The 13,828-nt window shown below is 46.8% G+C and carries 14 protein-coding genes; 5 read left to right on the top strand and 9 right to left on the bottom strand.

The window, feature by feature from the left end; genetic code table 11:
* Positions 1–40: 40 nt before the first annotated feature.
* Positions 41–688 (bottom strand): hypothetical protein, encoded by a 648-nt coding sequence (locus tag AM1_RS24530; RefSeq protein ID WP_041660449.1) that lies wholly within the window; start codon positions 686–688, stop codon positions 41–43.
* A gap of 48 nt (positions 689–736) precedes the next feature.
* Here AM1_RS24530 and tnpA point away from each other — a divergent pair, with 48 nt between their 5' ends.
* Entirely contained in the window at positions 737–1,165 is a 429-nt protein-coding gene (gene tnpA, locus AM1_RS24525) for an IS200/IS605-like element ISAcma39 family transposase (RefSeq protein WP_012164419.1), read from the top strand.
* A 41-nt stretch (positions 1,166–1,206) separates the two neighbouring features.
* Here tnpA and AM1_RS24520 read toward each other — a convergent pair whose 3' ends face one another.
* Positions 1,207–1,437 carry a hypothetical protein gene (locus AM1_RS24520; RefSeq protein ID WP_012165612.1) on the bottom strand — a complete coding sequence of 77 codons (231 nt, stop codon included), beginning with the start codon at positions 1,435–1,437 and terminating at the stop codon, positions 1,207–1,209.
* A gap of 184 nt (positions 1,438–1,621) precedes the next feature.
* Here AM1_RS24520 and AM1_RS24515 point away from each other — a divergent pair, with 184 nt between their 5' ends.
* Positions 1,622–2,548, top strand: coding sequence for a branched-chain amino acid ABC transporter permease (locus AM1_RS24515; protein ID WP_010478703.1), 927 nt, complete (start codon positions 1,622–1,624; stop codon positions 2,546–2,548).
* Between the two features lie 357 nt (positions 2,549–2,905).
* Positions 2,906–6,148 (top strand): carbamoyl-phosphate synthase large subunit, encoded by a 3,243-nt coding sequence (carB, locus tag AM1_RS24510; RefSeq protein WP_012165611.1) that lies wholly within the window; start codon positions 2,906–2,908, stop codon positions 6,146–6,148.
* 15 nt (positions 6,149–6,163) lie between these two features.
* On the opposite strand, the gene AM1_RS24505 is transcribed toward carB, so the two are convergent.
* The 4 genes from AM1_RS24505 to AM1_RS24490 form a co-directional block, all read right to left on the bottom strand.
* Entirely contained in the window at positions 6,164–7,075 is a 912-nt protein-coding gene (locus AM1_RS24505; protein ID WP_012165610.1) for an MBL fold metallo-hydrolase, read from the bottom strand.
* Positions 7,076–7,530: 455 nt separating this feature from the next.
* Positions 7,531–7,875 carry a hypothetical protein gene (locus AM1_RS41215; protein WP_148215821.1) on the bottom strand — a complete coding sequence of 115 codons (345 nt, stop codon included), beginning with the start codon at positions 7,873–7,875 and terminating at the stop codon, positions 7,531–7,533.
* Positions 7,876–8,495: 620 nt separating this feature from the next.
* Positions 8,496–9,122 (bottom strand): GNAT family N-acetyltransferase, encoded by a 627-nt coding sequence (locus AM1_RS24495; RefSeq protein WP_012165606.1) that lies wholly within the window; start codon positions 9,120–9,122, stop codon positions 8,496–8,498.
* 98 nt (positions 9,123–9,220) lie between these two features.
* Positions 9,221–9,685, bottom strand: a complete 465-nt coding sequence (locus AM1_RS24490) for an ester cyclase (RefSeq protein ID WP_012165605.1) — start codon at positions 9,683–9,685, stop codon at positions 9,221–9,223.
* 179 nt (positions 9,686–9,864) lie between these two features.
* On the opposite strand from AM1_RS24490, the gene AM1_RS24485 reads away from it, so the two are divergent.
* On the top strand, positions 9,865–10,467 hold the full coding sequence (locus AM1_RS24485; protein ID WP_012165604.1) for a TetR/AcrR family transcriptional regulator: 603 nt from the start codon (positions 9,865–9,867) through the stop codon (positions 10,465–10,467).
* A 205-nt stretch (positions 10,468–10,672) separates the two neighbouring features.
* A complete protein-coding gene (gene infC, locus AM1_RS24480) occupies positions 10,673–11,242 on the top strand; it encodes a translation initiation factor IF-3 (RefSeq protein ID WP_315875434.1) in 570 nt (189 codons plus the stop codon).
* A 110-nt stretch (positions 11,243–11,352) separates the two neighbouring features.
* Here infC and AM1_RS24475 read toward each other — a convergent pair whose 3' ends face one another.
* The 3 genes from AM1_RS24475 to AM1_RS24465 all read right to left on the bottom strand — a co-directional run bounded on the left by AM1_RS24475 (position 11,353) and on the right by AM1_RS24465 (position 13,795).
* Entirely contained in the window at positions 11,353–11,877 is a 525-nt protein-coding gene (locus AM1_RS24475) for a GNAT family N-acetyltransferase (RefSeq protein WP_012165602.1), read from the bottom strand.
* Positions 11,878–11,903: 26 nt separating this feature from the next.
* The gene (locus tag AM1_RS24470) at positions 11,904–12,716 is read right to left on the bottom strand and encodes an ATP-grasp domain-containing protein (RefSeq protein ID WP_012165601.1); all 813 of its coding nucleotides are present in this window, start codon (positions 12,714–12,716) and stop codon (positions 11,904–11,906) included.
* A 77-nt stretch (positions 12,717–12,793) separates the two neighbouring features.
* Positions 12,794–13,795, bottom strand: coding sequence for a glycerophosphodiester phosphodiesterase family protein (locus AM1_RS24465; protein ID WP_012165600.1), 1,002 nt, complete (start codon positions 13,793–13,795; stop codon positions 12,794–12,796).
* Positions 13,796–13,828: the final 33 nt, after the last annotated feature.

Raw genomic sequence — 13,828 nt, 5'->3', positions numbered from 1 at the left:
ACTTACCAAAATCCCACAGAACCAATGGTTGGAACTGTTCTCATAGGACCTGTTTGGGGATTGTCCAATCTAGATATTTCCAGTTAGAGGGCATAAGGATGAGATCGAGCCGCGCAATATTGTTATCCCATTGATGAAAGGTTGTTCTGTCTTCGCTGCGGTAATGATGTGGCGTTTCTTCCAGCAAGGGAATGTAAGCCTCAAAATATCTGAGGCAAGTATCTAAAAAGCCCCGATCGTCCCAATCCCATTTTCTTGAAATAGCGGCCTGTCTTAATTCAGTTTCATCTACAGATCTAATCACACTTTTGAAGTGGTGAACGCGGTACCAAAAAGTATCTGCATCGTAGTCTTCGAAAATGATGTCCCAATAGTTGGGAGGGATTTCTCCACACTCAGCTCCATACAAATAGTGCTCAAGCAGGCACTCGTTTCCAAATACTTTGAACGCTTTGTAATTAGCATTATCACTGTCATAGAAAGTGATGACTGTGGTTTGTAACAATAACGATAGAGCAAAAGCAAGAGCCTCTTCCGCTCCAGATAGCCATAAAATAGTCCATTGATGCCCTTTAAAACGCCATACTGGTATTGCCCTTTGTATTGAGGGAAATGGTTCGCTTTGGCTAGATTGTCTAACTATCCTGTATAAGCCTGCGCTTTGAGCGCAGGACTCGTCAGGTTCCACCTATACCGCGGTAGAAAGGTCTCCTTTGAAGTCTTCAAAGGAGACAGAATGACATATCGCAAGTTATCCCATAGTGTGTGGGAATGCAAATATCATGTAGTATTTGTGCCGAAATATCGAAAGAGAAGAATATATGGACGAATTAGGCAGAATTTAGGTGATATATTTCATGAACTGGCACGACATAAAGAGAGTGCCATAGAAGAAGGCCATTTAATGCTAGATCATGTTCATATGTTGTTGAGTATTCCGCCGAAATACTCTGTGTCCAATGTGGTGGGCTATGTAAAAGGTAAGAGTGCCATTTATATCGCTCGAGAGTTAGGCAATAGCCGGAATGCGACAGGCCATAAGTTTTGGTCTAGAGGGTATTTTGTCTCAACAGTCGGCAGAGATGAGGAAGTGATTCGTCGATATATCAGACATCAGGAACAAGAGGAGCAAAAGCTTGAGCAATTGAACTTGTTTCGGGCGTAGCCCAAATCCCCTTTAAGGGGTTCTAATTCAAGCCTCCGGTTTTACCGGAGGTATCTGACTTGTCGCTGACGCTCTACTGCATTCCAAGCCCCTTTTTCAGCATCAATGTAATCTGACAACGTACAGTGGGAAAGCATTTCAAGCTCAAAATACTCCCTGATCACAGAAGTCACTGCTTCAACATTGGCCTTGATGAGAATGCAGCTATCTATTGAGTATTTATAGCAGCCTAGTTTTTGGGAGATAGGGCTATCTTCAGGCGTTGAGGACATTAGCGGCTAGGACTGCAAAGAACATCATTAAGCAAGATCCTAAACATCTAGCGATTGATATTGGGAAAACCCGATCCCCATGCGTTCTGGGACCTGAAGTTGTATGATTTTCATGCTTAGCGCGAATGAAAAGTGAGTAGACGCTGCACCGCCTAAGCATTGACCCATAACAGGAACAGTAGGAATGGATCTAGTTCTAGATCTGGCGCAGCTTTTTATTAATGGAATTGCCGTGGGCAGCATTATTGCCCTCGCGGCTGTCGGCCTCACCCTCACCTATGGCATTCTCCGTTTGCCGAATTTTGCCCACGGGGACTTTATGACTACGGGGGCATTTCTGACCTTTCTGTTTAATACCCAGGTCCTAAACCATGTGGTGTTTGGGGTGGATTGGTTAGATAGTTTGTTTGCCCAAGCCAATGTTTGGATCTCGATTATTCTGGCTACGATCGTCACGATTGGCGGATTCTTGATTTGCGAGTTTTTGATCTGGGCGAAGATGCGCGATCGCAGAGCCACATCCACCACCTTAATCATTATTTCGATTGGCCTTGCCCTATTTATTCGCAACGGCATTATTTTTATCTGGGGCGGCGGCAATAAAAGCTATGACTTGCCGGTTGCCAAGGCAGCTGAAATCTTGGGCGTGGTCAAAATCCCCTACTATCGTTTGATTGTGATTGGTCTGGCGATTTTGGCGGTAGTCGGTCTGCACTGCCTGTTGCAATACACCAAAATTGGTAAAGCAATGCGAGCTGTGGCGGATGATATTGATCTTGCCAGCGTCTCAGGGATTGATGTTAACCGGGTGGTGTTGTGGACCTGGGTGTTGGCTGGAGGCTTAACTGCCTTAAGTGGGGGCATGTATGGCCTGATTACGGCGGTGCGACCGAATATGGGTTGGTTTTTGATTTTGCCCATGTTTGCTTCGGTGGTCCTGGGTGGTATTGGCAATCCTTACGGTGCGATCGCAGGTGCAATGGTCATCGGTATCGCCCAAGAAGTTAGCACCTACTGGCTGCCCACGGAATACAAACTTGCGATCGCGCTCTTAGCTATGGTGTTAGTCCTCCTCGTCCGCCCTCAAGGATTATTTAGAGGCACAATTTGAAACTTTCTCCCGAGATTCACTAGAAGTAGCCCGAGTTATCATCATTCATCATCCCATCGTGAATTGAGATGGCTCACCTCTTTTCAGAAAGAGTTTTACATCTCCAATCCCCATGTAGGCAGTATCCTAAACAGGGTTTCTACCTTGGTGCTAGTTAGACGGATTACAAATGTTGATACAGGGACCTGTTGAAATCCATTCTAGATACCGAATCATCAAGATTGACTAGCGGTTAAAACCAGAGGATGTCACAATCCTTAGAAGTGGAAATTGAGGTCCCTGACTACACCTGAGCAAGATTTATCCTTACTCATCCTCAAGTTCCCAACCTGCCTATTTCTGAGAAGCCCTTAGCTTATGTCTCGCCGTGAAGATCTGCACAAAATCCTGCTGATTGGTTCTGGGCCAATTGTGATTGGGCAAGCCTGCGAATTTGACTATTCTGGGACCCAAGCCTGCAAAGCTCTGCGGGACGAAGGCTATGAAGTGGTACTGATTAACTCTAATCCCGCCACGATTATGACGGATCCAGAAACAGCGGAGCGGATCTATATTGAACCCCTGACCCCCGAATTGGTGGAAAAGGTTATCGCCAAAGAGCGGCCTGATGCCTTACTTCCAACCATGGGAGGCCAAACGGCTTTAAACTTGGCGGTGACCCTAGCAAAGACAGGGGTCTTAGACCAATACAATGTCGAACTGATTGGAGCCAAGCTTCCGGCCATTGAAATGGCGGAAGACCGCAAGCTGTTTAAAGAAGCCATGGAGCGGATTGGCTTAGGTGTTTGCCCGTCAGGCTTGGCCGAGACCATGGCGGAATCCCAACAAATTGCCCAGGAGATTGGTACTTATCCTTTAATTGTCCGTCCTGCCTTCACTTTGGGAGGCACAGGCGGGGGTATTGCCTACAACCAAGAAGAATTTGAAGCCATTGCCCAGAGCGGTCTGGATGCCAGCCCCGTTTCTCAGATTTTGATTGAGAAATCCTTGATTGGCTGGAAAGAGTATGAATTGGAGGTCATGCGGGACCTGGCCGACAATGTGGTGATTATTTGCTCCATCGAGAACATTGATCCCATGGGGGTGCATACGGGAGACTCGATTACTGTTGCTCCGGCCCAGACCCTGACGGACAAGGAATACCAGCGCCTACGAGATGCTTCGATCAAGATTATCCGCGAAATTGGAGTGGAAACGGGGGGATCGAATATTCAGTTTGCGGTCAATCCCATCGATGGCGAAGTGATCGTAATTGAGATGAATCCCCGAGTGTCTCGATCCTCGGCCCTGGCGTCCAAAGCCACTGGATTCCCGATCGCAAAGTTTGCAGCCAAATTGGCGGTGGGCTACGCCCTCAGCGAGATTCCCAATGATATTACCCGCAAAACCCCAGCCAGCTTTGAACCCAGTATTGACTATGTGGTCACCAAGATTCCCCGATTTGCCTTTGAGAAGTTTCCTGGGTCTGAACCGGCCTTAACCACACAGATGAAGTCGGTGGGCGAGGCGATGGCCATTGGTCGCACCTTCCAAGAATCCTTTCAAAAGGCGTTGCGGTCTTTGGAGACAGGGCGATTTGGCTGGGGCTGTGACCAGGCTGAGAACCTGCCGAGTCTAGAGCAGATTCGGGCGAGTTTACGGAATCCCAATCCTGAGCGCATCTATACCGTTCGCCATGCCTTGCAGGCAGGACTGAGCGTCGAAGAAATTTACGACATTACTGGGATTGACCCCTGGTTCCTCTGGCATTTTCAGGATCTGTTAACGACGGAAGAGTATCTTAAGCAAACCAACCTATATGATCTGACTGCTGATCTGATGTGGCAGATTAAGCAGCAGGGCTTTAGTGATCCGCAGATTGCCTTTGCTACCCAATCCAATGAAGATGAAGTTCGCAACTATCGCAAGCAGTTGGGGGTAGTTCCGGCTTATAAAACCGTGGATACCTGTGCGGCGGAGTTTGAGGCTTTAACGCCCTATTACTATTCCACCTATGAGCAGGAATCGGAGGTGTTACCCTCCGATCGCCGCAAGGTGATGATTTTGGGGTCAGGGCCGAACAGAATTGGTCAGGGTATTGAGTTTGACTACTGCTGTTGCCATGCCTCTTATGCTCTGCAGGCGGACGATTTCGAGACGATTATGGTCAATTCCAACCCGGAAACGGTCTCCACGGACTATGACACTAGCGATCGCCTGTATTTTGAACCACTGACGAAAGAGGATGTTCTCAATATTCTGGAAGCGGAAAATCCAGAAGGGATTATTATTCAGTTTGGCGGACAGACCCCTTTGAAGTTGGCGGTGCCGTTGCAAACCTACCTGCAAGGGAAGCCCGATGGTCCCAAGATCTGGGGCACGTCACCAGACTCCATTGATATTGCTGAGGACCGGGAGCGATTTGAGCAGATTCTCCATACCCTCAACATCACTCAGCCACCGAATGGAATTGCCCGCAGTAATCAGGAAGCAACGGAAGTAGCTCAGCGGATTCAATATCCCGTGGTGGTGCGGCCTAGCTATGTTCTGGGGGGACGGGCGATGGAGATTGTCTATTCCGATGAAGAGCTTGAACGCTATATGACCTTTGCAGTGCAGGTGGAACCCGATCATCCCATCCTGATCGACAAGTTTTTGGAAGATGCCATTGAGGTGGATGTGGATGCGATCGCAGACCGTACTGGCGAAGTCGTCATCGGCGGCATTATGGAGCATATCGAGCAGGCAGGCGTCCATTCGGGGGATTCAGCTTGTGCTATACCTACTTTGTCTCTAGGGGAAGAAACCCTAGCAACTATCCGAGAATGGAGTAAGCAACTGGCTCAGCAGCTGAATGTGATTGGGTTAATGAACCTCCAGTTTGCGGTCCAGGGAGAGCAAGTATATATCTTAGAAGCCAACCCCAGAGCCTCCCGCACGGTACCCTTTGTTTCTAAGGCCATTGGCTTACCCTTGGCCCAGGTGGCGGCGCGGTTAATGTCGGGGCAAACCCTTGCTGATCTAGGGATTAAAGAGGAGCGAATTCCTCAGCATATTTCTGTAAAAGAAGCGGTATTACCCTTCGCTAAATTCCCTGGCACCGACACTATCCTCGGTCCTGAAATGCGCTCCACAGGTGAGGCAATGGGGATTGATACGGATTTTGGCAAAGCCTTTGCCAAGTCTCAGTTCTCAGCCCATCAGGATTTACCCCAGTCAGGGTCGGTGTTTGTCTCCATGACGGATCGAGATAAGCAAGCGGTGATTCCCATTGCTAGGGATTTAATCGAACTAGGGTTCAAGCTAGTGGCTACCGCTGGCACCCAAAAGGTACTGGAGGCTGAAGGGTTTGAGGTGGCCCCGGTGCTTAAACTGCACGAAGGTCGCCCCAATGTTCTAGATTTAATTAAAAATCGTCAGGTACAGCTGATTCTCAATACCCCGTCCGGTAGTGATGCCCATGCCGATGGTCGCTTGATTCGACGGTCGGCTTTGGCCTATAAGATTCCCCTGATTACCACGATTGCAGGGGCAAAAGCGACCGCAGCAGCCTTGCGATCGCTTCAATCAGAAACCATGGATGTAAAAGCCATTCAGGACTATCATCTGCAAATGCAGTGATTTTGAATGGATCAGCTAAACGACAAACCGCCAGACAATCGGTTCCCAACCATAGGCATCCCCTTGCGTTCTGACATGGCCCAGCCCTGGAAAGGGCATATGGGGTACCAGCAGCAGACGGCGTTGGGCTGTAACTGTTTCCAATAACTGACGACGGGCGATTACCCCCTGTTCAGGGTCACCATCAAAGGCCACTTCCCAGTCTGGGTTTTCCAAGTTAAGGGGGTCGCTAAAGAAAACATCTCCGGTGGTGAGTAGACTTTCTTCGCCAGACGTAATGAGGAAGGAAGCTTGTCCGGGGGTATGACCACTAGAATCAATCGCTTGAATATGGGGAATGACCTCACTGCCCATGGCAAATAGGGTCGTCCGATCTTGAATAGCGCTTAGTCTCTCCTTTGCCCCCTTAATCGTCCTAGCCTTTGTTTCCTCGTCGAATAGGGATTTGGGCAGCTCCACAGTGTCCGCCAGCCAAAAGTCAGACTCTGCTTGGGAGATATAGAACTGGGCATTGGGTAAGCGCAGCTGGCCCTTATCGTCTACAATGCCGCCGATATGGTCTGGGTGAGCATGGGTCAAAATGACCGTGTCAATTTCTGGGGCTGTAATACCTGCTGCTTCAAGATTTTTCAGTAGATGACCAGCGGTAGGACCAAAGGCAGCCCCTGCGCCTGTATCAAATAGCACTTTGTGTTCATCGGTTTCAAGGTACAGGGCATTGATATGGGCTAAAACATCTTTGGTTCCGAGAAAATGTTCCTTCAGTACCGCTGTCACTGCCTTGGGGTCGGCTTTGGGTACAAAGAAGTTTGGTGGAAAGGATAGGGTACCGTCACTCACCACCATGGCCTTAAAGTCACCCACTTTAAAGTGATAGACGGCAGCATTGGTTGGTCCTGTTTCAGCTTTAGTTTGAGGAAGATCCATTTGTGCAATTGCACTGGACCCCAACAGCACCATGCTAAAGGTTAAACCTGCGGCTAATACCAGTAACTGCCAGTGCCGAAGCCTGTGAGAAAGATGATTTGTTAGAGCCCTATACCAGCGTTTTCCTCTCATGTTTGCCCCTGTTCACTTGTAGGTGGAGATCCTGAGGTGCGTTTTCTGCTGACGATATGTTCAGTTGTCTGCTTAATCCAATGGGCGCGAATCCGCTAATCTCAGGTTTTTTGGATATTCTAAGCCATATACCAATACCCATGCTGATGGTCGCTTGATTCGATGGTCGGCTCTAGCCTATAAGATTCCTTTAATTACGACAATGGCGGGGGCGGCGATGACGGCAGCGTTGCGATCGCTGCAATCAGAAACGATGGATGAAATGCTGTGATTTTTTCGATTTTACGTTAAGGTTTGGAGGCTTGGAGTGTTGTTGGCAGAACTTACACAATAATTTTCCGATTGACTATATTATTCTTGCGAATAAACCAGTAGATACCCCTTAAATACCAATAGGGCAAACCCATAATATGATGGGCCTGCTTCCTTAAGGCTACCGATGCTTCAATCACCACATCCTGGTTTTGATGAATGGGATTAACCGTTAACGTCTTCTCAATTAATTGTCTTGCTTCTTGATGTCGATAGTATTGAGCATGTACGCCAATCCCCGTAAAGGCTTGAACATGATAGGACGGTGGATATGGGAGTAGCAATGCATCGCTGGTTGAGGCTGTGGTCAGACTACTAATGTCACTATATTTTGTGACAAAATCAACATTCCTCATCCCACTCCCCAAATAGACCAACATCCTTGTTTTTTCCTGGGGATTGATCCATGACGCGCAGAGTAGGGGTGGTCCAAAAATTATGCCATGAAATAGAAAAAAGGCTTCGTGAGAAAAATAAAGGGACTCACCCAATTCATTAAGTTTATGGAAAGCTTTCTTGAATTTTCTATCACTGATGCTCGGGACTTGCTCAAAAAGGAGTTCTGGCTGGCAAAGCATTTTGACTGAGAAATAGACAGTGAAATTGATGGCAATGCCTACAACGATAATAAAAGCCAAAATGTATCTGAGAAATAGGCTCATCTCTACTGTGTCAAACGCCAGTTAAATAAATCTCTGAGGAGTAACTTAGAATACCCAAATTGCTCACACGTCTCTGCTATATTCGCTGCCGATCCAGTCTATGCAGGGTTTCAGTCATTCAGCAGAACATCACTTCTTATTTTTATTGGGGTGATTGACCTGTTGTATCGCTGAAAAATAGCCACATAATATTTCTGGACATCAATTGTCGTGAATCTTGTAATTCTGATGTAGGGGGTTGGGTTTATTGGCTGTAATAGGATTGTTTTGCAATATCAAAAAGTAATGTTTTTATTGAGGCCCCAGATTATTGATTACGGATGACGTTTGAGTGTCCAAAATGACGGTGTACTAGGTGAAAACTTTTGTGTGCGAGCGATTTCAAATCCATTTTTCTGGTAGAAACGCACTGCCTGCTCTGTAAAAGTGACGACATAACAGGGGAAGCCCTCATCACTCGCCCTTTGCAAAATTGGTTGCAGTAGCTGACTACCTATCCCTTGTCCCTGTTTGGCTGGATGTACCACCATCATCCCTAAATACCAACAGGGGCAATTCCCCATATCCTGTTGATGAGCGATTTTAGTTTGGTATAGAACAGTGAGCCATCGCCCCAATCGATTCCAACCCACTTTTACTGGCAATCGATACAACTGAAGTTGCAACACCATCTTTAATTGCTGGAGCAGTTTACTAGAGAATTCACCAGGAGGTAACCAGGCAGCAACCCCTTGCAAGTCTGAAGTTGTATAGATCTGTTCATACTGGGAGCAATAAGTCATTACTCGATTCGTTAACCAAGTTAAAGCCTGAAATCGCAGGTGTGGATCGTCTGATGTTAGATACCTAAACACTGGATCAGATTCAAATGCCTTTGCTGCAATTTCACTAGCATCCACAATCTGTGACGGTTGTAACTGGAGCACATCCAAGGAATTCATGATTTACTGACCTGAAGATGAAGGGAAAGTTTATTGGGCAATGAATTTCCTAAATACATCGCCCAAGCATGTTGTCGGTCTATTCATTGCAGCAATGACTAAGCAGCAGGCATTAGTCCCAATTGCTGCATCGCAGATAGCAAGTTGGTTTCGTACCACCACTCAGTGATCCTGCCATCTTTGATTTTGAGCATTGTAAAATCATTTATCTTTACTGTTTTATGGGTTGCAGGCATGCCTAAAAAAGGGCCAGACTGCTTGCCCTCTAAGGTTGATCGATAAATGACCACGTCATCTTCGGCCACAATATTTTCGATAGTTTGTTTGATTTTAGGAAATCCAATAAATAGGTCTTTGTTGAACTGTTTATTCGCTTCTAAACCAACAATTTTATCCGGCGAACTATTAAAGTGATAAACGATATCGGGAGCCATCAACTCATCCCAAACGTGTTGCCAATTGGGTTGTGTTCCCCAGCCTTCTTTCGCTAATCGAAGGGCAATGTCCTTATTTACTTGGCTTAAGCTCTGATTGATGGTTGATGAATTTACTGGTTGAGCCATTGATGGAGTCTCCAAACTAAGCATTAACAAAAAAAATAACCAAACCAAAGACGAACGGGCTTATCCAGCCTAGAAACTGGATCGCTCGCCTTTGCCACGTCGTATGCATAAAACGCTCCATACGCTGCCGTATGTGATTAACTTAAGCTATGATTTCGAAGTTGTCAATACGGTGGCGTATGGAAAAAAATAAAAAAAAGAAAAGCCCCGACGCGAAGCTTGGGCGGCAAGACTGGATTAATGCAGGGTTGATGGTTCTGGCAGAAGGGGGGGTGGAAGCTGTCCGAATTGAACCGTTGGCAAAGCGGATGAACATGACCAAAGGCAGCTTCTATTGGCACTTTAAAAATCGAAATGATTTATTGGATGCCATCTTGGCTGAATGGGTCGAGCTTGATACCAACGGCATTATTAAGCAAGTCGACCAAATCGACGCGGATCCGAAAACGACGTTACTGTACCTATTGGAACTCGCCTACGCAGATAACGAATTTATGCCCGGTTTGGCCGATGGCAGAATTGAGAATGCGATTCGTGCTTGGGCAAAGACTGATCAGAAAGTGGCTGAACTCATTGCCCAAGTTGATCAAAAAAGGCTCAACTACACCAAAGCGTTATTTCTGAAAATTGGGTTTTCAGAAGCCGAAGCACTGGTTCGTGCTCGTTTGGCTTACTACTCCTTGGTGGGTGAATTGACGATTGGGGTGCCAACCAATCAAGCCCATCGATCAGCTGAGATCCGAATGCAACACGCTATCTTAACGTCCAACATCAATGGATAAAACTCACAGAGTACCTAACCCCGTAGCTCTGGTCATATAACGGTTATCTATGTGAACAGGGCGTGGCGACCCCGAAATTAGGATGCTCTGCAACTGACTAAATAATTCATCAAAATTGCCCAATCAGTGGGGTCCACTTTAATGCCTGCTGGCCTAGGTAAATCAAACAAAGCAACGGTATGACTAACCCTAAGTCATCCTGTAGATAGAACCAAATGAGGGTAAGAGCAGTTATGATTTCAGTACATATAATACTGATAGTTTTCAATTTGAGGTCAACATTATTCTGAAAAAACCCAACATCAACGGCAAAATCCGTGCAAGAAAAGTCCTACTGATCGATCAAACCGGAACCAAACAAGGCGTTGTTGATACGCAAGAAGCCCTTGCCCTTGCTCAGCAAGCCAAACTGGACTTAGTCATCGTCTCCGAGCGAGAGGATGCACCCGTTGCCAAGATCATGGATTTTGGTAAGTATCGATACGAGCAGAAAAAAAAGCAGAAACAGTCTTCTTCCAAACCTTCCCTCAAAGAAGTCAAACTCCGCCCCAATGTAGGTGAGGCTGATTATGGGGTTCGCATTAGCAGGGCCTTGCAATGGTTAGAGAAAGGGGACAGTGTTAAGTTCCAAGTCCGTTTGCGAGGCCGAGAGCATCAACATCGCGATCGCGCCACCGATTTACTGCAGAGAGTGATCGATGATTTAAGTAAGGTGGGTGAGGTTCAAATTTTTGATCGACGAGCGTTGATTGTCCAGCTTATACCGTCTTCATAAAGCTGATTCTTTGGGTGAGGGTATAACAGGATAATAAATAGAGTTCAGCGGGCAGAGTTCGATTTGTGAAGTGCAATGCTCCGCCCGCTGCAGGTAGTAGCTAGGCATCGCTACCAAAAGGCCCTTCGGAAGAATACCCAGTCACCATCGTCGTAGCTGGTCACCTTGGGTAAAGGTTTATTAGAGATTTCAACATAGCTTTGCTTTAGCAGCAGGTGTTTAGAAGCTTCGTTCCCAGGGGTAACGGTTGCCCAAAATTCCCTTACGCTATATTGTTCCTGCACGAAATCTTGCAGCCAGACTAATGCTTCACTGCCATAGCCTTGCCTCCAGTATGCAGTCCCCAGAATATAGGCGACTTCAGCACGATGTTCAATTACTGTAGCTTCTACTCTGCCAATGGCGATTTGGGAAGCTTTGTCACGAACAATATAGTCAACCCAGGTTTCATTGTGCCGATGAGCAGAAGGCCCCTGCTCTCTTAGTGTAAAGGCTTTTAGCAACTCATCACTCGTTGGTCCAATACCATCATCCATATGTTCATAGACTTTTGGATCGCACAAAATAGGCTCTAATTCTTTCGCATGATTTCGGGTGACCCGTTCATAGATAAGTTGCTGAGATTCGAGGGACATATGTGAATTAGCCTATGGATTTACGCTTAAACTAGGTCAAGAATATTTCTCCAAAGCACTTGGGGCGAAATACTGGAGTAGCCAGATTCTTGAGCATCATTGCATTCGATGATGATCCATTGCCCGTCTATCGTTTTTGCAATATCGATCACCAAAAAAGGAATCTTTAGGCGTGAGGCGGCTTCTTGGGCTATGGACAGTCCCTTATCAATTCCTTCGGTGGAATATGGCGGGAGTTGATACCAATATTGTCCCCAGCCAACGCAGTGACCGTTCCACCAAAATGAGCGAAATTCCAAAGAGGGTTGGATTTTCCCAGGAACGCTTCCTGGTGCAGGAGCAAGTTCTATAAATTCTCGCAAAACGATTTTTTGCCAGTGGAGAATCGGATCATTTTGGTAGCGCTGCGAAATATCTGCATAGTCCGCTGGGGTGGGGATGATTGAAAGCTCAGGATTGTGCTGGCTAGTTTGTCGGGCTCCTTTGATAAAGATGGGAAATGAAAAGATATCGCTGATTTCTTCTAGGGATGGGAAGGTCTCAAAGCAGACACTTCTGGGTGTGAACTCTTGAACATAGGAATACCAGGCAGGAAGTTCACTCGCTAAAACATGCTGCTCAGCTGAGTTGATTAAGCGTAACCCCTTCGACAGATATTCGTCATACCTGTTTTGATAATCCGAAATTGCGCCTGTACGCAGTACGCATAGATGTTGGCCTTCCCAATGGTAGGGATGACCGCACTGAAAAAATAGCTCGAAGTCAAAGTCGTAGACCTCCACATTCGTTTTGTGGGTCATGATGGTGAGTTGATCTTCAAGCCGCAGAAGACAAATCATGGCAGCCTAATGCTGACGGGGGATTACTAGAGTTACCCCATTTAAGCTGGGGAGGACAGTGAAATAGTCAATTTTATTCACTGCTTTAGCATAGGGCCGATAACTTCAATGCGGTTGGTGATGATTCCATCTAAGGGCAGCCCTTTGAGTTGGGCAAACGCTTCAGGTGTATCAACCTCAATGACGTAAACCTTCAAGTTTGCCTCTTGAGCTTTGGTTAAAAATAACCCCGGCCAACCTGGGACATAGGGCAGCACTTTGCTCGGGATTCCCAAGGCACATTGTCTACAGGCTTTGGAGATTTCACCTGAAAACACCATGGATAGATATTGAGGGGCGCAGGCTTTGGCTTCCCTGCGGGTGGGGAATAACTTCTGCAGTTCTGGGACAGTTGCTTTTGCGATCTCATATCTGGCATCCGTTGAAAATAGATGAATATTGCGACGCTGTTGCGGTGAATATTTCTGTAGGGACTCAGCTAAAAGCTTTACGGTTTTCTCAAAGGTATCTTTTTGATCCACTAAAAATTGGCGATTGGGAAATGCCGCCATCACTTCATCAAAGGTGGGCATTAAGCCAATCCCTTGGCCGCGAAACGGGAAAGTTTGGCCGTCATCAGCAGTGTAACCATAGCCAATATCAAGCTGTTTGAGGGTGGCTATATTTTGTTCATGGGTAATGCCTTGGCCATTGGTGCGGCAGTCGATGGTCCAGTCATGAAACACGGCTAACTGATTGTCGGTGGTGGGGTGGACATCAATTTCGACCATGTCTGCGCCATAGTCAAAAGCCGCCTGAATCGAAGAGATCGTATTTTCAAGATAGGGATGTGTGGGGGGATAAATGATTTTTGCTGTGCAGGTATCATTCTCCAAATTGCCCAGAGGAAAGGTTTGACTTACCCCTCGATGAGCAATCAGGGTAAAGGATTCAGCGTAGGGCGGAAGAGGCCGGGGCCAAAATAGATAGAGCGCGAGAACCAATATAAAGCTGGTGACGCTAGCCAGGATAAAGAAGAAGATTTTACGGAGTCTGTGCCAAAACTTGCGATGTTGGCGAGAGTTAGCGGGGTGTTGCATACATCTTTCCCGATAAGAGATGGGCTGCAATCC

It is taken from the genome of Acaryochloris marina MBIC11017 (assembly GCF_000018105.1).
In the GTDB taxonomy this organism is placed as follows: domain Bacteria; phylum Cyanobacteriota; class Cyanobacteriia; order Thermosynechococcales; family Thermosynechococcaceae; genus Acaryochloris; species Acaryochloris marina.
Note: the sequence above shows the minus strand (reverse complement) of the source record. Positions and strands in the feature narration are given on the sequence as shown.